Annotated in this window: 10 protein-coding genes; all 10 read left to right on the top strand. The window is 48.8% G+C overall.

Going from position 1 to position 21,766, the window contains the following annotated elements; genetic code table 11:
* Positions 1–2: 2 nt before the first annotated feature.
* The 10 genes from IEV98_RS06130 to IEV98_RS06085 all read left to right on the top strand — a co-directional run bounded on the left by IEV98_RS06130 (position 3) and on the right by IEV98_RS06085 (position 21,758).
* Entirely contained in the window at positions 3–2,441 is a 2,439-nt protein-coding gene (locus IEV98_RS06130) for an ABC transporter permease (RefSeq protein ID WP_188504997.1), read from the top strand.
* 309 nt (positions 2,442–2,750) lie between these two features.
* Entirely contained in the window at positions 2,751–5,189 is a 2,439-nt protein-coding gene (locus tag IEV98_RS06125; RefSeq protein ID WP_188504996.1) for an ABC transporter permease, read from the top strand.
* A 282-nt stretch (positions 5,190–5,471) separates the two neighbouring features.
* On the top strand, positions 5,472–5,705 hold the full coding sequence (locus IEV98_RS06120) for a type II toxin-antitoxin system Phd/YefM family antitoxin (protein WP_229738600.1): 234 nt from the start codon (positions 5,472–5,474) through the stop codon (positions 5,703–5,705).
* A complete protein-coding gene (locus IEV98_RS06115) occupies positions 5,702–6,100 on the top strand; it encodes a type II toxin-antitoxin system VapC family toxin (protein ID WP_188504995.1) in 399 nt (132 codons plus the stop codon). The genes IEV98_RS06120 and IEV98_RS06115 overlap by 4 nt, the downstream gene beginning before the upstream one ends.
* Before the next feature lie 186 nt (positions 6,101–6,286).
* Complete coding sequence (locus IEV98_RS06110; protein ID WP_188504994.1) at positions 6,287–8,683, top strand: ABC transporter permease; 2,397 nt, start codon at positions 6,287–6,289, stop codon at positions 8,681–8,683.
* A 115-nt stretch (positions 8,684–8,798) separates the two neighbouring features.
* Complete coding sequence (locus tag IEV98_RS06105; RefSeq protein ID WP_188504993.1) at positions 8,799–11,186, top strand: ABC transporter permease; 2,388 nt, start codon at positions 8,799–8,801, stop codon at positions 11,184–11,186.
* A 373-nt stretch (positions 11,187–11,559) separates the two neighbouring features.
* Positions 11,560–13,920 carry an ABC transporter permease gene (locus IEV98_RS06100; RefSeq protein ID WP_188504992.1) on the top strand — a complete coding sequence of 787 codons (2,361 nt, stop codon included), beginning with the start codon at positions 11,560–11,562 and terminating at the stop codon, positions 13,918–13,920.
* A gap of 280 nt (positions 13,921–14,200) precedes the next feature.
* Entirely contained in the window at positions 14,201–16,612 is a 2,412-nt protein-coding gene (locus IEV98_RS06095) for an FtsX-like permease family protein (RefSeq protein ID WP_188504991.1), read from the top strand.
* Positions 16,613–16,803: 191 nt separating this feature from the next.
* The gene (locus IEV98_RS06090; protein WP_188504990.1) at positions 16,804–19,200 is read left to right on the top strand and encodes an ABC transporter permease; all 2,397 of its coding nucleotides are present in this window, start codon (positions 16,804–16,806) and stop codon (positions 19,198–19,200) included.
* Positions 19,201–19,349: 149 nt separating this feature from the next.
* A complete protein-coding gene (locus IEV98_RS06085; RefSeq protein ID WP_188504989.1) occupies positions 19,350–21,758 on the top strand; it encodes an ABC transporter permease in 2,409 nt (802 codons plus the stop codon).
* Positions 21,759–21,766: the final 8 nt, after the last annotated feature.

The raw sequence follows: 21,766 nt of genomic DNA, 5'->3' as shown, positions 1-21,766 counted from the left end.
AAATGATAAAGAACTTTTTCACTACCACTTATCGCCACCTATGGCGCAACAAGCTCTTCACGGTATTGAATTTGCTTGGACTTTCCATTGGAATCAGCGCGGCTCTGGTCATCTCCTTGATTGTTTATTACGAATTCAGCTTCGACACCTTCCAACGAGATAGCGACCGGATATACCGCATCGTAATTGATGCCAATTTCAATGGCGTTGAAGGTCACAGTGTAGGCGTGCCTGCGCCTTTGGGCAGCGCTATACCCAACGAGATTACCGGAATCGAGCAAACCGTTCCAGTGTTCCAATTTCAAGGGGATGCGACCATTCATGTGCGGATCGATGAGGATCATGCTTCAAAGCCGCTTTTGTTCAAAAAGCAAAAAGACGTCGTCTTTACCAATAACGACTATTTTCGGTTGTTGGGATACCAGTGGATTAGTGGGCAGCAATCTTCTGCACTTGCCCAGCCATTCACGGTCGTCCTCACCCAAAGCCGCGCACGGCTCTATTTTCCGGACTTGTCTCCGACCGCGGTCATCGGCAAACAACTCACGTACAATGACCTCACCCTTACCGTCTCCGGTGTAGTAGGCGATCTGGATAAGCCGACGGATTTCAATGGCAGGGAGTTCATTTCCTTGGCAACCATCGAAGCTTCTTCGCTGAAGGAAAATTTCATGATGGATGTGTGGGATGACTGGATGGCCTATTCCCAACTCTATGTCAAATTATCGGCAAACCAGTCTGCACAGGCCTTCCAAGCCCAACTGAATACGTTCTATCAGCAACACAACACGGAACGGGGCAAAGACATCACGCTTAGCCTGCAACCGCTCCATGACATCCATTTCAATCGCCTCTACCCCAATATCGGCGGCCGTATTGCACAGAAGTCGACCCTATACGGCTTAATGGCCGTGGCGGCTTTCCTGCTCGCATTGGGCTGTATTAATTTTATCAACCTCACTACCGCGCAAGCATCGCAGCGGGCAAAGGAAATTGGTGTGCGTAAAACAATGGGCAGCTCCAAGCGGCAATTGATTCAACAATTCCTGGGCGAAACCGTCGTCATGACCAGTGTCGCTACCGTCCTTTCGATATTATCCATACCGATCATTCTTCGACTCTTTTCCAAATTCATCCCTGAAGGGCTGACGGCCGATTTCATGTTCCAACCGGGTTATCTGTTCGTACTCCTACTGCTCGTCGCCGTAGTCAGCTTTCTTTCGGGATGCTATCCGGCACTGATACTATCCGGATTTACCCCTACATCCGTTTTAAGAAATCAGGTTTCGGGACTGACCGGGCAGACCCGCCATGCTGGCGTAAGGAAAATACTCACGATATCCCAATTCGCCATAGCCCAGTTCTTTATTTTGGCAACCCTCATCGTAAGCCAGCAAATCAACTATTCCATCGACTCCGATATGGGGTTCGATACGGGGGCCATCTTCAAATTTGACACTCCTCGGGATACGGCCGAAACGAAAAGCAGACAGCTACTGCATACCGTCCAATCCCTGCCGGGCGTCGAGTTGGCGAGCACCGGCTTTCATGCCCCGGCCGATCGCGGGGTGTCCTTTACCACGGTCTCCTTTCATAACGGGACGGAGGAGCTAAAACCAACCACGCAGATCCGATGGGGTGACGAACATTACCTCGATGTCTACGGAATCAAGCTGGTGGCGGGCCGGAATATATCACCCGGAGACGCCACGAATGAGCTACTGGTTAACGAGCAATTTGTGAAGGAAATCGGCTTTCAACGGCCCGAAGAGGCTTTGGGTAAGTTTCTCAATTGGAATGGCAATGCGGTACCGATTGTGGGAATCATGAAAGATTTCCATCATCAATCCACCAGATCGTCCATTATGCCGCTGTTGTTTCAAAAAAACAACGGATCGACGTTCCATGTACGACTCAAGCCAAATCGAGATGGCCAGTCGTGGAGCCATGCGATCGCCCAAATCCAAAAAGCTTACCACGGCCTGTATCCCGATGAGGATTTCAACTACCAATTTGTGGATGAAATGATTGCTCAGTTTTACGAACACGAACAAGCTACCGCCAGCTTACTGACCTGGGCGATGTCACTTTCCATCTTAATCAGTTGCCTGGGATTATTGGGTTTGGCTACCTACACCATTAACACGCGCGGCAAGGAAATCGGCATCCGCAAGGTGCTCGGCGCAACGGTAGGCAGCATCGTACAGCTCTTGTCTAAAGATTTTGTAAAACTGGTTGTCATTGCGTTGGTTATCGCTTCGCCCATCGCGTGGTGGGCCATGAATAGCTGGTTGGCTGACTTTGCCTACCGCATCGATATGGAATGGTGGATGTTTGCAGGTACGGGATTGGTAGCCATGGTGACCGCGGCACTGACAGTGGGCTCACAGGCGATAAGGGCGGCATTGGCGAATCCGGTGGATAGTTTGAGGGATGAGTGATGTTTTAGCCTGTTGCTCATCAACTGGAATCGGCTCGCGATGCTCCCAATTCCTAGGTTGATTCCGCAATAGGCTAAAACAATGGGGATGGAAAAGGTTTACGCGTCGGCTGGATTCAGGGCGCTTCGCTACTGTATCCTAGGCCGCCTTCGCAACAGGCTAAAACAATTGTAGGTAGGAAGGGGATTTGGGGTCTGCAATAGGCTAAAACAATGGGATGGAAAAGGTTTACGCGTCGGCTGGATTCAGGGTGCTTCGCTACCACATCCTAGGTGGGGGTGGCAACAGACTGAAACGGTACGAAAGAAAATGATAAGGAATAACTTCAAAACCGCATGGCGCACGATAGTAAATAACCGGGCTTACGCCGTCATCAACATCCTCGGACTTACCATCGGGCTTACCGCCGCTATGCTGGTATTCACCGTGGTCATCGACGAGCTATCATACGACAAATTCTGGACACGGGCACAAGACCTGTACAAAGTTTACCAGGATAGAAACATGGGTGATGGGTTCCACCAAAAAGCACCTTACTCGCCGGCCGAACTTGGTAAAGCCTTGAAGGATAATTTTCCGGAGGTCGTACAATTTTCCCAAATATCGACGGTCAAACAGCGATTCCGTTTGGGCTTAGAAAATCCTGACGGTATTGCGGCGCGGGTGCTGAATGCCGACACCAATGCGTTCGACATGCTTGATTTGGTACCTGTCGATGGTCGGCGCCCTAACTTCATCGCCGGGCAAACGAACCTACTGATTACCGAACGCTTCCGTGATACGTATTTCAAGGACCAGAATCCTGTCGGAAAAATTATCGAAGATGTGCCCACGTGGAGTAACGAAAAGCACACCTTCCTAATCACGGGAATCATCAAAAACATCCCTGAAAACACCCACCTTCGGGCAGATGTCGTCGCCCTCACCAAACCCACAAATGCCACATTAAGCAAAGATGGATCCTTCTTCCACTCAAGAGTCTACTATCTGCTAGAACCTGGAACGGATCCGCAAGCATTCACTAAAAAGATGAACAACTGGGTACGGCATTACATTGAACTGAAGGAAGGCGAGCAAGTCTACGGGTTACAGCCCATCACCGATGTTTACCTCGACTCCGACTACGACAGCGCAATCACTGCGCGAGGCAATCGCAGCACCATCTATATCCTCATCGGTGTCGGCGTCCTGCTCCTGCTCATTGCCTGCATCAACTTTGTAAACCTCTGTACCGCTCAAGCGATGCAACGGCTTAAAGAGACAGGAGTTCGCAAAATTCTTGGCGCTCAACGCAGTCAGCTTGTCGGGCAATTCCTCACGGAGTCCCTATTATTTTTCTTGATAAGCACACTAGTCGCCATCGCCCTCTATGCACTGGCATTACCCGTGGTAGAAAGCTTTATGGACCATAAATTGGAACATTCGCTGCTAATCGACTCCCGTATATTAAGCATTACCTTGTTGCTTGTTTTTGGAGTAAGTGCTCTTACCGGCGCTTACCCCGCTTGGATACTATCAGGACTCAAGCCATCCAACACGCTACGCGGCAAGCTCTTTCAAGGCAATCTCTTCAGCGCAGGTGGTTTGCGGAAAGCGTTGGTTGTTCTGCAATTTACGATCGCAATCGCGGTATTGATAGCACTGCTGGTGGTGAGGCATCAAGTGAATTACCTAACCAACAAACCCATTGGATACGACAAAGAAAGCCTGCTACATATTGGCTTCCGCAACTGGGAAGGAAAAGGAGAACTATTCAAAACCGAACTGAAGAAGCTACCGGGTATTGAAGCCGCCAGTATCGCCAGTTGGAATCCTGTGGACGGCAACACCATCTTCTCCCGGCCTTCGTTTGACCATCCGCAAAAGGAGAATGAAAAAATTGCCATACATTTCATCGTTGCCGACTTCGATTTTACACGTACGCTGGATTTCAAACTCCAACAAGGCCGATACCTAGACGCGGCGTACGGGACAGATGTCTTTGACATGATGGCCGCCTCCGAAATGGATAGCCTTGAACGACGCCAATACATCAACTCGCGTTCGGCACTGATTCCGGCGTCTACCGCTAAGCAATTAGGTATCCAAAAGTTGGGTGTGACCATCCCAAAATTAGGTTATACACCGGTTGGCATCCTACAAGATTTCCACCGCGAATCCCTACACCACGCCCTAGGCCCCGTGTTCATCTTTGCAGAACAGAACCCCGATGATACCGGGATGTTTATCCGCGCCACGCCGGGTATGGGACGGCAAGCGCAACAATCGCTGGTGAAGCTATCGAAGGATTTTTATCCCAATCGCTTGTTGGATGCGCAATGGGTAACTGATATTTTAGATAAGCAATATGAGGCCGAGCAGAAGCAGCAGACTTTATTCTCGTTCTTTAGCGGCTTAATGCTATTCCTTTCAGCCATGGGCGTATTCGGCCTCATCCTGCATACTGCGCAACAACGCATAAAGGAGATCGGCATCCGCAAAGTGCTTGGCGCATCAGTGTCTGGAATAGTAGCGCTTCTATCAGGAGGTTTTATCAAGCTGGTGCTCGTGGCCGTGGTGATTGCCTCACCGATTGTTTGGTGGATGATGAACAAGTGGCTGGATGATTTTGCTTACCGCATTGATATGGAGTGGTGGATGTTTGCAATGGCAGGCTTGGCGGCGCTGGTAATTGCGCTGCTCACGGTAAGTTGGCAGGCGATAAGGGCGGCATTGGCGAATCCGGTGGATAGTTTGAGGGATGAGTGATGGGTTGGTTTTAGCCTGTTGCGCGTCGTCTGGATCCAGGGCGCTTGCGCAACGGGCTAAAACAATTGTAGGTAGGAAAGGGATTCGGGTTTGCAATAGGCTAAAACAATGGGGATGGAAAAGGTTTACGCGTCGGCTGGATTCAGGGCGATTCGCTACTGTATCCTAGGCCGCCTTCGCAACAGGCTAAAACAATGGGGTAAGAAAAAGGGGTTGAGGATGAGAAAATACCGGTTTCATATTCTTGACAACTTGACAAGAAAAAAACCTATCTTTGTATACATGAAGACCATGACAGTTGGCGAATTCAAGACACGCTTTGCAGAGGTACTTGAGCAGGTTAAATCGGGCGTAGGGATTGCGGTGACTTACGGCCGCAGGAAAGAAATCGTGGGTTATTTTCTTCCGGAATCACAAGTTACCAAACCTACACGCAAGCTGGGAATATTGGAGGGAAAGGCAAAGGCAGTGTTTAAACCCGATTATAAAATGACAGAAGAAGAGTTGCTCAGATGAGTTACCTCCTGGATTCACATGCGTTCATTTGGGCGATCCTAGATCGCAAAAAACTATCAACCAACGTTTACCGTTTGTTGGAAGACGCCAGTCATCCTGTATTTGTCAGCGCTGTGAGCTTTTGGGAACTTTCTTTGAAACATAGATTGGGCAAATTAGACCTAACCGGAATTTCTCCTGAGGAGCTGCCGATACTAGCCCAAGAAAGTGGTTTTGAGTTTATTCCGCTCAAACCATCAGAAGCTGCGGGATACCATCTCTTGAAAGCCGACTGGCACCGCGATCCCTTTGATCGGATGCTTATCTGGCAAGCGATCACTCATGACTTAACCTTATTGAGCAAAGACAAGACCATCAGCCAATATCAATCTGTCGGATTAAAGCAGCTATGGTAGCTCGTTAACCAAACCGGGCAACCCCTGCCCGCTTTCGAACAATTGGTGTTCGATATCGAACACCAACACCACACAATATACCAATAAAAAACTCACCGTCAATCAGTTACATTTATGGCGCAAAAAATGTAATGCATCTTTTGATTCGTATACAAACTGACGGCTGATGGCCGAATGCTGACAATTATGATTAAGAATTACCTAAAAATCGCTTGGCGCAATCTCTGGAAAAATAAAACCACCGCGTCCATCAGTATCGTTGGGCTTGCCGTAGGTATCACATGTTTTATCTTACTAGGCACTTATCTGCTCAATGAGCTCCGCTTTGACCGCTTTCACCGATATGCAGACCGCATTGCATTAGTTACAGCTGGATATAAGTCGCCCGATGATGCTGAAATGCGCTATATGGGCGTTACCCCAACGGCTGTAGGGCCTACATTGAGCAATCAGTTTCCGGAAGTTGAAAAAGCGACACGCATCTACAACCGAGGAACCCTGACGGTACGCCATGGTGATCAGCTACTCAACGAGAACAATATTATCTACGCAGACAGTGCATTTTTCGAGATACTGACTTATCCGTTTGTGGCCGGCGACCCGCATACCGTGCTTAACCAACCTCAATCGGTGGTACTAACGGTGCCGATGGCCAAGAAATATTTCGGTGATGAAAATCCCGTTGGTCAAAGCATTTTGATCGACGAAAAGCCGTGGCAGGTAACTGGTGTAGTGCAACCACCACCAGCATATACCCAATTGTCTTTTTCGGCGGTGCTCGCTTACACGACCTTAGAGCGCTCACGTAATCTCATTTGGCATTCGGCCAATGATATTACCCTGTTGCTGCTTAAAAGCCCTATCGACTTTGGCCCACTTCAGCAGCAGGTCGATGCATTGGTACAACAGCAATTTGCCGAGTCCATAAAATCAGGGGGTTATTATTACCAATTGAACATTGAAAAACTTACCGAGGTGCACCTCTATTCCAAAGCAGCAGGCACGGGCAATATTGCCTACCTGTATATCCTCGGCGGTATTGCCATAGGATTGTTGCTCATCGCTTGCATCAATTTCACTAATCTGGTGACAGCGCAATCAGCAGAAAGGGCCCAGGAGATCGGCGTGAAGAAAGTACTAGGTGCCGAACGCGGGCTGCTGTTCCGCCAGTTCCTGTTTGAGTCGGCCTTTGCTGTTTTTCTTGCAATCATCCTAGGCCTTGCATTGGCCCTGTTTGCCCTTCCCCTCTTCAACCGGTATGTGGGCATGGACATCAGCATGGTGCATTGGAATGATATCCGCTTTTATGTGGGTATCGCTACCCTCTTTATCCTCATCTCCCTAGTCGCCGGGGGGTGGCCTGCCTTCGTATTATCGGCATTCAAACCCGTTACCGTATTAAAAGGAAAAATAACCAATACCCGCAGCGGCTGGAAATTGCGCAAAGGCTTGGTGGTATTCCAATTCTGTATTTCCATCCTTTTCGTTGTCTGCACGGTGATCGCCGGAAGCCAACTGCATTATATCCAAACCAAGGATACGGGGTTGAATCGATCACAGGTTGTGGTGCTAGACGGTTCTTCGCTTCCCGTGAAAACCATTGAGACGTTCAAAAACGAGCTGCTAGGTAAAACGGGCATACAAGGTGTAACAGCTTCCTACGATTCACCGGTGAATGTAAAGGGTGGTTATACCATCATGGGAGCAGACGGTAAAGAGTCGAATTTTGCCTTGAGCGTCACGGCCATCCCCGTTGAAAAGGATTTCGTACCGGTATTCGACATCCAGCTCCTTACTGGGAGCAACCTCACCGATGCGGATATCGCGCGATCCAATCTTGATGACGATAATACCCGCGAATATGCCTTCATCATCAATGAGCTAGCGGCCCAAACCATGGGCTGGTCGGCCGAGGAAGCCATTGGCAAGTGGATCAACATGAATGGCCGGGAAGGTCGGGTCAAAGCCGTAGCAGCCAACTTCAACTTCGCCTCGCTCCATGAGGAAGTGAAACCCATCGTCCTGTTCCCGGAATACAATTGGTTTGGAAAACTGTTCATCAAAACGGCGGATGGAGCATCCATTACGCATACGTTGAGGACCATCGAAAGCACTTGGAAAGCGGTGAATCCGAATAAGCCTTTCGACTTCCATTTCCTCGATCAGGAGTATGAAGCACTTTACAAACAGGAAGCGCAGACGGCCAGCGTACTGAATATCTTCTCACTGATTACCGTGCTTGTAGCTGCCATGGGGTTGTTTGGCCTGGCAGCATTCACGGCGCAGCAACGGGTCAAGGAAATCGGTATCCGCAAAGTGCTGGGCGCTTCGGTAATCGGCATTGTACGTATGCTTTCGGCCGACTTCGTCAAGCTGGTGTTTATCGCGGCAATCATCGCCTCCCCCATTGCCTGGTGGATGATGAACACATGGCTGGCCGATTTTGCCTACCGCATCCAAATCGAATGGTGGATGTTCGGTTTGGCGGCATTGTTTGCGTTGGTGGTAGCGTTGCTCACCGTAAGTTCACAAGCTATCAAAGCGGCGGTGGCGAATCCGGTGGACTCGCTTAGGGATGAGTGATGTTTTAGCCCGTTGCTCATCAACTGGAATCGGTTCGCGATGCCCCCAATTCCTAGGTTGATTCCGCAACAGGCTAAACACCAGATATAAGAAGAGATTTTTAAAAGTCATAGCCGTGATAAAAAACCTATTATTAGTTGCATTACGCAACTTCAAGCGGGACAAGTGGTACAGCCTGTTGAATATTCTAGGGCTTACTATCGGCATCACATTCAGCCTGTTCCTGATTTTTTACATCCAGGATGAACTGAGTTATGATCGCCATCATGAAAAGGCAGACCGGGTATTCCGGGTCGAATCCTATATCAAAGAACCGGAAAAAGACACGTTGAAATGGGTATCTACCCCCTTTCCAATGGCGCCGGCATTAAGCAAGGACTATCCCGAAGTGGAAGAGGCCGTCCGGTTTGTGGATAACGGGAATGTATTGTACAAAAAAGGAGAGTTAAGCCTTTATCAAGACAAGGTTTTTATCGTCGACAGCAATATTTTCCGGGTCTTTACGCATCCGTTCCTTGAAGGAGACCCAAAGACGGCATTGGTAGCGCCCAATTCGATGGTGCTTACGCAGTCGGTCGCTGAAAAGTATTTCGGGAAAACCGACAGCTATCTCGGAAAATCATTGGAGAACACCAATGGGGATGTGTATAAAATAACCGGTGTGGTCAAAGACGTTCCCAAGAATTCGCATATCATCTTCCATGTCTTGATTTCCAGAAGTTCGCTGCCTGCGGATTTTGCAAACAATTGGGGTGGTTTCGGTTTTCACACCTATGTACTGCTGAAGCCCAATACCAATGCCTCCTCATTTGAACAGAAATTGTTGCCGATGTATGATAAATACCTGGCTACCATTTTTGCGCAGTTCCAAATCAATATACGGTTCGGGATCCGGCCGATTACAGCCATCCACCTCCACTCAGACATGCAGGGCGAACCGGAAGAATTGGGAAACATTTCATACATCTACATTTTTTCTGCGGCTGCCTTTTTCATGCTGTTGATCGCCTGCATCAATTACATGAACCTGACAACCGCACGATCTGCCAGACGTTCGAAGGAAATCGGTATACGGAAGGTTACGGGTTCTTCCCGGTGGCAGCTGATTTCGCAGTTCCTTGTTGAATCCATATTGACTGCATTGTTTGCGTTACTGCTAAGCCTCGGACTTATTGCGTTGCTATTGCCCATATTCAATTCGTTGTCTGGCAAATCGATTTCATTTGACACGTTATTGCAGCCCAACACGCTGCTGACGATACTGGTTGTCGTAGTATTCGTCGGATTGATGGGAGGAAGCTATCCTGCGCTATATCTTTCAAAATTCAATCCGGTAAGCGTGTTGAAAGGAAGTCTTTCCAAGAGTTCCAGCAACGTAACACTCCGCCGAGCACTGGTCGTCATCCAGTTTTCTATCTCGATCATCATGCTCATTTGCACTTGGGTGGTTTTTAACCAGTTGGCGTACCTCCGTTCGAAAGACCTGGGGTTTAATAAGGATCGGGTATTGACGGTGACCGCCAATTCACAGCGGGATGTACGCAGCAAGATTCTCTCCTTCAAAAATGAAATGCGCCAAAACCCGCAGGTGCTTGCCGTCAGTACATCGCAAGCGGTGCCCGGAGCGAACATCAACTTTAATCTGTTTACTGTCGAGTCCAAAAACGGGTTTGTCGATAAAGGTGTCTTTACCTATGGTATCGATGAAGACTACATCAACACCCTGGGAATGGAAATGGTGCAGGGCAGGAACTTTTCGGGTTTGCCGGATACGCTGCGCAGCATCATCGTCAATGAGCGAATGGTCAAGGAATTTGAATGGGGTGAAAACGCCATTGGGAAAACCGTAAAGTTTCCGGGCGACACGTCAGGCAACTATTTCGAGGTTGTGGGTGTGGTCAAAGACTTTAACCAGCAATCGTTGTATAATCCGATTGCATCATTGATTCTGTTTTATAGGCCCAATAGCAACAATATTCAATTGAAACTGGATCCGCGCAATATTCCAGCAACCGTTGCCCGTGTGGAGCAAGCGTGGAAGACATTTTTCCCCGAATTGCCGTTCCAGTACACGTTCCTCGACCAAGATTTCGACTCGCAATATGCAGCTGATCAGAAACGAGGTAAATTGTTTACGACATTTTCTGTGCTGACCGTCCTTGTTACCTGTCTCGGGTTACTGGGGCTCATCGCATTTATCACGGAACAACGACAGAAAGAAATCAGTATCCGCAAGGTATTGGGTGCAAGCGTGAGCCGGATCATGCCCTTAATCACCGGCAATTTTGTGGTATTGGTAGGTCTTTCGTGCTTGATTGCATTCCCCGTTGCGTGGTATTTTATGCACAAGTGGCTGCAGTTGTTTACGTATAATACTGGATTATCCGTCATCCCATTCCTGCTATCGGCCATTGCGGTGCTGTTGCTCACGTTGGCTACGGTATTATTTCATACCATCCGGGCGGCAACAGCGAACCCGGTAGACAGTTTGCGGGATGAGTGAGGTTTTAGTTTTAGCCTGTCGCGCGGCGTCTGGATTCAGGGCGCTTCGCTACTGTATCCTAGGCCGCCTTTGCAACAGGCTAAAACAGGAAGTGATTGAAAGGGGGCACAGATCTGGATTTGGGGCGCTTCGCTACTGTATCCTAGGCCGGACTCGCAACAGGCTGAAATCAATGATAGTGGAAAGGGTTGCGCGACGTCTGGATCCAGGGCGCTGCGCTACTGTATCCTAGGCCGGACTCGCAACAGGTTAAAACTGTAAGTGATGGAAGGGGAATAGCGGGTGAAAGATTTTATAGAACACGAATGAAAGTGACAAAGAACAATGACCGTCCTTTCTAAGTACTAAGTACTTTTTACTAACTACTAAAAAGATGCTGAAGAACTACTTTAAAACCGCTTGGCGAAATTTAATTCGGAACAAGGGTTTCGCGTTGATCAACTTGCTGGGGATGACCATTGGAATGACCTGTACCATACTCATATTACTTTGGGTGCGAAGCGAGGTTAGCTATGACAAATTCCACAAAAATTACGATGATATTTATACAGTCATCGCCAACCGGGATTTTAACAACCGCATATTTACAGACTACAACATGGTATTGCCACTTGCCAATGCACTGGAAAATGCCAGCCCCCAAATCGAACATGCCGTTGTGACAACACAGGGATACGATCTAACACTCCGTTACAACGATGTGCTGCTTCAGCAAAGCGGCTACACGGTAAGCGAGCATTTCTTTGACGTATTTTCCTGGAAGTTCATAACAGGTAATCCTGCCACTGCGATAAATGATCCTTCCGCTGTGGTGCTTACACAATCAGCCACCAAAGCGATATTTGGCAACGCGGATCCGATTGGCAAGACCATCACGGTTGTTGAAGAAAACAGGGAACTGAAGGTAACGGCGGTAATCGCCGATCCCCCCGGGGATTCCAGCTTCCAATTCGGCCTTATCCGCCCATTCAACTATTCTGATGCCGATGTCCGGCGCATGATGAGCAACTGGAGCGGATCCAGTTGGCGGGTGTATGTGCAAGCGATACCCAGGGCGGATGTGCAGCAGATAGACGAGACCATCAACACCATAAAAAAGCAGCACGATCCGAATGACAAGGTTAGTACGTATTTCACTTTCCCAATGAGTAAATGGCGGCTTTACAGCGAATTTAAGAACGGACAAAATGTAGGCGGCATGATTGAATATGTTCGGCTATTTACGATTATTGCTGTTATCATCTTGTTGATCGCCTGCGTGAATTTCATGAACCTTTCTACGGCGAGGTCTGAAAAACGGGCCAAGGAAGTCGGTGTGCGCAAAACCCTGGGCAGTGGGAAGACGCCATTGATCCTTCAGTTCTTTTGTGAATCGACGATTCTGGTGTTCATAGCGTTTCTACTTTCCATTTGTACGGTATATGCATTGTTACCTGCCTTTAATACACTGGTAGGCAAGGATCTGTCATTGGATGTTGCCCAGCCTTATTTTTGGTTGGGCGCTTTAGCCATTGTGCTACTCACCGGTATCATGGCTGGCAGCTACCCGGCGCTGTATCTCTCGTCCTTCAATCCGGTGAAGGTACTGAAGGGTACGTTTCTTACGGGCGGCAACGCAGCGTTACCAAGGCATTTCCTAGTGGTAGGTCAGTTTGTTATTTCATTTTTGCTTATCTCCGCCACGGTCATTGTCTATCAGCAGTTGCACTATGTTAAAAACCGGGATATGGGGTACAATCCCGATAACCTGATCATGATCACCGCAACGGATGATACGAAGAAAAACTTCGGTGTGATCAAACAGGAACTCGTAGCGAGTCAGTTGGTACAGGCCGTTACACGTTCGAGTTCACCCATTACACAGGTATGGTGGAAATCGGGTGCGCCCGACTGGAACGGGAAACCCGCCGATATGGATTTGATTATCTCTGGAATCCGAACAGACGTGGATTTTACCAAAACGATGGGCATCAAGGTACTGCAAGGGCAGGATTTTACGGGGATGCCCGCTGATTCGTCCGCTGTACTACTCAATTATGCGGCAGTGGAAGCGATGGATTTGAAAAATCCGATTGGCATGGAAATGCGTTTCGGTGATGAGAAATACCATGTTACCGGTGTGATAGAAAACGTGGTCATGGAGTCACCGTATCAACCGGTAGATCCGATGTTGACGTTTTATAATCCGAACGCCACAGGGGTAATCTCCCTACGTTTGGGTGAAGGGGTACAGCCGCAACAGGCCTTGCCCTTCATCGAATCCGTATTTGAAAAGTACAATCCGGCATATCCGTTCGAGTACCAATTTGCCGATGATGAGTTCGGGACCAAGTTCCTTACGGAAGAGCTCATCAATAAGATTACCAATGTGTTTGCTGGTTTAGCGATTTTCATCTGCTGCATCGGACTGGCCGGCTTGGCGTCTTTTATGGTTGAAAAACGCTTCAAGGAAATCGGTATTCGAAAAGTGCTGGGTGCCACGGTAGAGCAGGTGATGCTGCTGATGTCGAGGCAATTTTTGAAATTGGTGCTCATATCTTTCGTGGTTGCTACACCCTTAACATGGTGGCTCATGCACAACTGGCTGGAAAATTACACCTTCCATATCGAAATATCTTTTTGGGTATTCGTTATCGTAGGGCTGCTTATCTTATGCATGGCATTGGCAGTGGTTTGCCTGAACGCTGTTCGCGCGGCAACAGCGAACCCGGTAGACAGTTTGCGGGATGAGTGATGTTTAGTTTAGTTTTAAGCCTATTGCGCGGCGACTGCATCCAGGGCGCTTCGCTACTGAATCCTAGGCCGCATACGTAACACAAAAAAACAAGGAGTAGAAAATGGAAATATAACGGGAATTCACGAGATATAAAATACCTCACCTGCTGTTCACATCCGAACAGCAGGTGTTCGATATCGAACACTGCTATCGCAACACACACGATCATTATACTGACAACCAACACATTATAGGTTTGGTCTAGAAAATGTTGCCTTGAACGATAATTGTTCACTAAATGATGCATAACATAAAAATTGCTTTTCGTACGCTGTTGAAAGGGAGGCTATACTCCGCTATCAGTATTTTAGGGCTGACATTGGGGATAGCTTCTTGTTTGGTAATCGGCACGGTGGTATTTGATGAGCTATCTTATGACAAACATTGGAGTCACTCGGCAGACTTGTATAGGCTGCTCTCTATCCGGCAGGACGGCGGAGACTATACCCGAAAGGGTGGTACGGTATACGCCGGGCTTGCTCCTTCGCTAAAGCAGACTTTCCCGGAAGTGGTGGATTATAGCGAACTATATACGGCTACAGCTCACTTAAAAATTAATAAGACCGATCAACTACAATTGGATGCCGTGATACTTCATGCGGATAGTTCCGTCCACCGGCTATTGGATATTGAGCTCATCAGCCAAGAAGATTTGACGCCAGCCGGCGACATCAAGAAAATCATCATATCCCAACAATTTAGTGAGCGATATTTTAATGAAAAGAATCCACTTGGCCAACGCATCTACGATGTGCCTAATTATGACGAAAAGGCCAACGAATATGTAATCGCCGGTGTGATGAAGGACCTACCAACGAATTCGCACCTGCGTGCCGACATGATATTACTGAAAGAGCGGAAAGAATTGGCACTCAACGAGGGGCTCGGCAGCATGATGTTTGCTCGGCATTACATCCTATTGCGTGAAGGCACCGACCCTATAGCGTTTCAGCAAAAAATGAACAACTGGTACCGTGATAGCTACAGTGAAGATAAAACCATGCAATTCGCCCTGCAGCCAATGGTAGACATCTACCTGAAAACCGACTTTTCGGCCTACCAGCCCGTCAAGGGTAATATCCAGCATAGCTACATCTTTTCTGTTGTCGCCGTGTTGCTGTTGTTGATTGCCTGTATCAATTACATCAACTTAAGCACCGCCCGTGCGAGCAGCCGGATTAAGGATACGGGCGTTCATAAAATTTTAGGTGCTTCCCGGCGGTACATCATGACGCAGTCATTACTTGAATCGCTGTTTACCTTTGGTATAGCAGCCTGTTTAGCCATAGGCTGTTATCAATTGGCTCTCCCCTCGCTGGAAAGATTTATCGGACATCCCCTCGCCTTCAGTTTTGCCGCGTTATGGTCTTACTTATCCGCTGCTGTGCTGGTCTTCCTTTTGGTATGCTTGTTCAGCGGGCTATACCCCGCGTGGTTGGTATCCGGCTTCAGTGCGGTGGGCAGCATCGATCACGTACTGAAGGGCCAACACGCGCGTAAGGGATGGCTACGCCAAGGGCTGGTAGTGATCCAATTTGCGATTGCAGTTGCGATATTGGTATCGATGCTGGTGGTACAACAACAGGTGGATTTCCTTAAAACAAAGGATGTGGGATTTAACACCGAAGGCTTGCTGAGTATCAACCATGTATCGTGGGATGGTAAATCCACGGCTTTGCGCGTTGAATTAGAAAAAAATCCGGATATCGTTTCGCTGAGCTTTAGCAACTGGCTACCTACAGACGGTGCTGGCACCATGGTAAGGACCATGGAAGACCCCCGCAACCCAAATGAGCAGATCGACGTTTGGTACATCGATGCAGAGCCCGGCATGGCGAAGACCCTGGGATTGCGACTGAAAGAAGGTCGCCTGCTCGATTCTGCGATGCCCGGAGATGCCATTACGGCCAATGATTTTGAAGCCGAGGGGATAACCATGCGTCCGTGCCTGATGACGGCGAGCACAGCGCATTTATTCAACCAGGTCGTAGGATTGAACGAGCATTTTGAACAGGCACAGGTCATGCCTGTGGGTATCGTAGCGGATTTTAATAGCGAATCGCTGCATAAAGAAACTGTACCCACTGTCATCGTGGGCTATCGCGACCCTGCATACGGCGCCCTGCTCATCCGCAGCCGCCCGGGAGCTGAAAGTCGTGTGATGCAGTCGGTAGCGGCGACATGGAAACGTCTTTATCCCGAGAAATTTTTCGATATACAACTGGTAAAGGAGACGCTAGCGAAACAATACCAGGCCGAAGAAAAGCTACGGGAATTATTTGGCATCTTCAGCCTTCTCACCATGCTGTTGGCCGCGCTCGGCGTATTTGGTCTTATCGTTCATGCAACGAGCCTACGTACCCAAGAAATCGGCATCCGTAAGGTATTGGGAGCTACGGTGACGGCTATCGTGGCCATGCTCGCTAAGGACTTTGTGAAGTTGGTGTTGCTGGCTGCTATCATCGCCTCCCCCATCGCCTGGTGGACGATGAACAAATGGCTCGAGGATTTCGCTTACCGCATCGATATCCAGTGGTGGGTGTTTGTAGCGGCAGGCTTTGCTGCTGTGGTGATCGCGGTGCTCACGGTGAGCTGGCAGGCGATACGGGCAGCGATGGCCAACCCAGTGGATAGTTTGAGAAACGAATGATGATGTTTTTAGCCTATTGCATTCCGACTGGATCTGGGGCGCTTCGCTTCCACATCCTAGGCCGGACTCGCAAGAGGCTAAAAACAATTAGGAGTAGAAAAGGGAATTTGGGACAATATGGAATAAAAAGGAATACGCGCAGGGACCACCCTAGCTAAACACTAAGTACGATGTGCTAACTACTAAATAACATGATTAAAAACTACTTCAAAGCCACCCTTCGCAACCTTTGGAAAAACAAAGCGTACAGTTCCATCAACATATTAGGGTTGGCCATAGGTATGGCCAGTTTCCTTGTTATCCTGCTTTACCTCAACCATGAGCTGAGCTACGACCGGTGGAACCCGGAACTGGAAAGGGTGTACAAGGTGTCCGAGCGGGGTGAGGACGATATTTTCGAAACCACACGTGCGCCTTTGGCAGCGCTATTGCGCGATAATGCCTCGCAGGTAACATCGGCAACCAGCATCATGGCGGGCGGTAGTTTCGAAGTCCCACTTTCCGTAGCAGATAAGCAATTTTATCAGGACAACACCCTTTCTGCCGATTCGCTGTTTTTTAGGGTGTTTCCCTATGCCTTCATACAAGGAGATGCCTTTACAGCGCTTAATCGACCCAACGCCATGGTAATCAGTGATCGAGTGGCAACTAAGCTTTTCGGCGACGAAAATCCTATGGGAAAAACGGTCAGGGTGTTCAATGGTTTTGATTGCGAAGTAACTGGTGTGCTGAAAACACCCGACAGACCGTCGCACATGGATGTGGACCTGGTGTACCGGGCACCTTACGAAAAATCCAATTTCCATTGGGCTAATCAGTCGTTTCAAACCTATATCAAAACCAAAGAAACCCTACCCGTTGCAGACATCGAACGGGTGGTTGACGAGCTTTACTACAATCACCGGGTAAAAGAAAGTGAAGGTCTTACCTATCAAGCGTTCCGCGACGAAGGTCACCAAGCTGGTTTGTTTGTTGATGCGGTGCCGGACTTGCATAACTTCCCCAAGCACGGCGACAGTAATATTACCACCGTATCCATACTATTAGTATTGGCAGCCCTATTGTTACTGGCCGGTGCCATCAATTTCAGCAACCTATCCATCGCGGCTTCCATCCGTAGAGCCAAGGAGGTGGGTGTGAAAAAAGTGCTCGGCTCCAGTCGGGCGCGGTTATTTTGGCAGTTTATGGGTGAAACAGCGTTTCAATGTTTTATTGCCCTGGGTTTATCGATGTTATTACTCAGCGTAATGCTTCCTTACTTCAACCGGGAATTCGGCGTTAAGCTGGATTTCCTTCAAACTGGAAGTACCATTTCATTGCTATGGCAGTTTTTATTGAGTTTGCTGGTGATTACCCTGTTATCCGGAATGTATCCGGCGATATTCCTCTCTCGATACAATACGTCCAAAGTACTGAAAGGCGATTATTCACGTGGCACGAAAGGAATGGCATTGCGCAACGCGCTGATCGTAGTCCAGTTTGTGGTGGCCGCCTTCTTTATTTTTGGCACCGTGGTGGTGAGCCAACAACTGCATTACATGCAAAACCAAGACACTGGATTTTCAGGGGAGCAGGTGTTGCGCATACAGCCATACATGCAAAAGTCGCGGGATGATGGCTTTGGCGCAATACGGAATACCCTACTCCAGATTCCGGGTGTACAATCCGTGGCCAAAACCACGACGGTTCCGGGTGATGTTTTCGTAGACACTTCCACCGTAGCATTCAAACACCGTGGAGAAGCGTATCGATTGACATCTGTCAAGGTCAGTGCCGATTACTTCAACACGTTGGGTATCGATCTACTTGAAGGGCGATTGTTTAACAACGGCCAGGCTGACCAGCACACACGCACGGCCATCGTCAATGAAACTGCCGCAAGACGATTGGGGCTCCAGCAAACAGGTGACGCTTATATTACCTTCCCGTATTGCGATAGTATCCCGGTCCAAGTGATTGGCGTGGTGCGTGATTTCAATGTGTTGGGCTTTGAACAACACGTCCAGCCTGCGGTATACACGATTGGCAATGAAGCCTGTATGTTCCAGTCGGGCGGTGCCATCCTCGTCAAATTGAGTGGCGGTGACCTCCGGAAACCAGTGACCGCTATCGAAGAAGCATGGAAGATCATTGAACCGGGTTTCGCCATCCGGCATACGTTTCTTGATGACAATTTCCAACAGCTATTCGCCAATCACCTCCGGCTGCAACGCATAGTGAATTTCTTTGGCATTGCCGCTATTGCCATTGCGCTAATGGGTCTATTTGCCCTGACTGCCTTCCTAGTGAATCAACGAACCAAGGAAATCAGCATCCGCAAGGTACTGGGGGCTGGAATTGCTGACCTAGGATTGCTTTTGGGTAAGGATTTCATGCGGCTTATTGCCATCGCGGTTTTGATCGCGGTTCCGTTGGGGTGGTGGGCTGCCAGCGAGTGGCTCAAGGGTTTTGCCTATCGTATTCCGTTGACAGGGTGGCAGTTCGTAACGGCTGCATTGGGCGTACTGGTCGTCGCGGCATTGACTGTAGGCATCCATACTTTTAAAGCCACGCGGGCAAATATTGCAGATAGCCTGAGGGATGAATGATGTTTTAGCCTGTTGCGCGCCAACTGGATTCAGGGCGCTTCGCTACTGAATCCTAGGTCGCCTTCGCAACCGGCTAAAAAATGGTCATAGGAAGTGGAACCAGGGATAGAGCGATAAAACGGAACAAGGATAAAAGAACTACTAAAGAAATGATTAAGAATTATTTTAAAACGGGTTGGCGTTACCTGACCAAGCATAAGTTATTTTCTTTCATTCACGTTTTCTGCCTGACCATTGGCATTACGTTTACCATGGTTGTGGGGGTGTATGTGCTCAACCAGTACAACATCAACCGCTCACTCCGGGACGTCGAAAACCAATACATCGTCAAAAGCAACTGGAAAAACGGAGAGCTGGGGCTGGATATTACCACGTTGGGGCCGCTCGCAAAAACCCTGCGCGAAGAATATCCCTTGCTGGTGGCTGATTATTACCGGTACAATCCGGTAAATAATGTGGTCTCTGCCGGCAACAAACATTTTGTGGAGGATATTGCCATCGGTGATACTTCTTTCATCCGAATGTATGGCTTTCCTATCCGTTATGGTAATACCGACCGGCCCTTTCCGAACAACCATTCCGCCGTCATTACTGAAAGTATGGCCCTGAAACTGTACGGCAAAGTAGACGCCATCAACGAAACCATTAGCGTACACAGCACTGTACAGGGTGAAAAACAAGATTATCACGTTTCGGCGGTCATCGCCGACATCCCTTTCAATTCGGTTACCTATCTGATTGGCGACAACTATTCCGTATTCGTGCCCACGGAAGGCAACATGTACTACGGTTTTGAAGATCCGGCGTCCGGTTGGGATAATCCGTTTGAAATAGGCATGATCCAACTTCAGCCCGGTGTTACACCGGCTGACCTCGTAGTGCCTTGCCAGGAGGTACTTGCCAAATATACCCCCGAAAACATCCAGCAAAACCTCACTGTTGGGCTGGCTCCGGTGAAAGACTACTACCTCAATGACAATGGCGGTGCAGCTCGCCGGATGATTACCATCCTATCGCTATCGGCGCTGTTCATCTTGGTAATGGCTGTTATCAATTTCATCAATATCAGCATCGTAACGTCATCACAGCGCCTAAAGGAAATCGGACTCCGCAAAGTATTTGGTGGTGCTAAGCAACAACTGATCATCCAGTTTCTCAGCGAGGCGTTGTTGCTAACCGCGCTGGCCGCACTGCTCTCCCTCCCGCTTTACCAACTGTTACGTCCCGTTTTCAACGAAATCCTAAATACCCAACTAGACTCCGTATTCGATTTCAGATGGACAACTTATGCCGGTCTTTCCGCACTGGTGCTCGTTACTGGACTTTTGGCAGGTATTTATCCTGCGTTTAGGCTGAGTTCGTCGCCGGTAACCGCTGCCGTCAAGGGGAAGATCGACAGTGCTATAGGCAATTTAACGCTTCGCAAGACGATGCTGACAGTCCAGTTTACACTGGGCATTGCGGTATTTATCGGTACACTGATCGTATCGCGCCAGGTAGACTACATCTTCTCGAAAGACATTGGCTACAGCAAAGACCAGGTGATGGTGATTACCGCATTCCCGAAACAATGGGATGCTGCCGGCGTGAAAAAAATGATGGACGTGAAGCACGCACTTACCGAGCTGGCGGCCGTGGAAAGCGCTTCGCTATCATTTGAGGTGCCCAAGCGCCAACCGCCGAATGCATTCGGATTCATGCTGGCCACAGGCGACAGCCCCCAAACGATGATTCACTCCATCGGGGTGGATCAGGACTATGCGCAGACGTTTGGAATGACGGTACTCGCTGGGAGCTGCTTTGCACAAAGCGGTGGCCACATCCCCAATCAAGTGGTACTCAATGAATCCGCAGTCAAAGCATTGGGACTGACCCCGGAGACAGCCGTCAATCAAAAACTGCGGCCTGCTTCGTCGGGCAGTGAGGTCACCATAGCGGGCGTGGTGAAAGACTACAACTACTCCAGCTTGCAAGAGCAAATCAAACCCCTTGCCTTCTTCCACGTGCAGGATTGGCTTTCCTATCGCTTTCTTTCGTTGAAACTACGCGGTGCGAATATCGCTGAAACTATCCCGCTTATTAAGCAGCAATGGGAAAAACTGGTACCCGATGCACCGTTTGAGTTTAGCTTCATGGACGATCAGTTTGCCGCCCTGTACCAATCGGAGCTGCAGTTGAAGCGAGCGGCCGATGTGGCCACAGCGCTGAACTTCCTGATTATTGCGCTGGGTATATTTGGCATCGTAAGCTTTACGTTGACTAAGCGCAGCAAAGAAATTGCGGTGAGAAAAGTGCTCGGAGCAGAGCTCAGGCACCTGACATTGCTGTTTGTGAAGGATTATACCCGCCTCATCATTTTGGCCAACCTGATTGCTTGGCCAATTACGTATTGGGTGACCAACAACTGGTTGGAAGGGTATGCGTACAGGATAAGCCAAGGCCTAGGCGCTTATTTGCTGGTCTGCCTATTGGTCTTTGTGCTGGCTTACGGATTGATTGTTGGATTGTGTGCAAAGGCTAATCGGGCCAACCCTGTGGAGTCATTGCGGGATGAGTAATTTTTCAA

The organism is Parapedobacter pyrenivorans, assembly GCF_014636865.1.
GTDB lineage: Bacteria > Bacteroidota > Bacteroidia > Sphingobacteriales > Sphingobacteriaceae > Parapedobacter > Parapedobacter pyrenivorans.
This window is presented reverse-complemented; position numbering and strand designations above follow the sequence as displayed.

Coding starts and splice junctions, on each gene's coding strand:
- IEV98_RS06130 (WP_188504997.1), top strand. CDS start 3: ATGATAAAGAACTTTTTCACTACCACTTATCGCCACCTATGGCGCAAC.
- IEV98_RS06125 (WP_188504996.1), top strand. CDS start 2,751: ATGATAAGGAATAACTTCAAAACCGCATGGCGCACGATAGTAAATAAC.
- IEV98_RS06120 (WP_229738600.1), top strand. CDS start 5,472: ATGAAGACCATGACAGTTGGCGAATTCAAGACACGCTTTGCAGAGGTA.
- IEV98_RS06115 (WP_188504995.1), top strand. CDS start 5,702: ATGAGTTACCTCCTGGATTCACATGCGTTCATTTGGGCGATCCTAGAT.
- IEV98_RS06110 (WP_188504994.1), top strand. CDS start 6,287: ATGATTAAGAATTACCTAAAAATCGCTTGGCGCAATCTCTGGAAAAAT.
- IEV98_RS06100 (WP_188504992.1), top strand. CDS start 11,560: ATGCTGAAGAACTACTTTAAAACCGCTTGGCGAAATTTAATTCGGAAC.
- IEV98_RS06095 (WP_188504991.1), top strand. CDS start 14,201: ATGATGCATAACATAAAAATTGCTTTTCGTACGCTGTTGAAAGGGAGG.
- IEV98_RS06090 (WP_188504990.1), top strand. CDS start 16,804: ATGATTAAAAACTACTTCAAAGCCACCCTTCGCAACCTTTGGAAAAAC.
- IEV98_RS06085 (WP_188504989.1), top strand. CDS start 19,350: ATGATTAAGAATTATTTTAAAACGGGTTGGCGTTACCTGACCAAGCAT.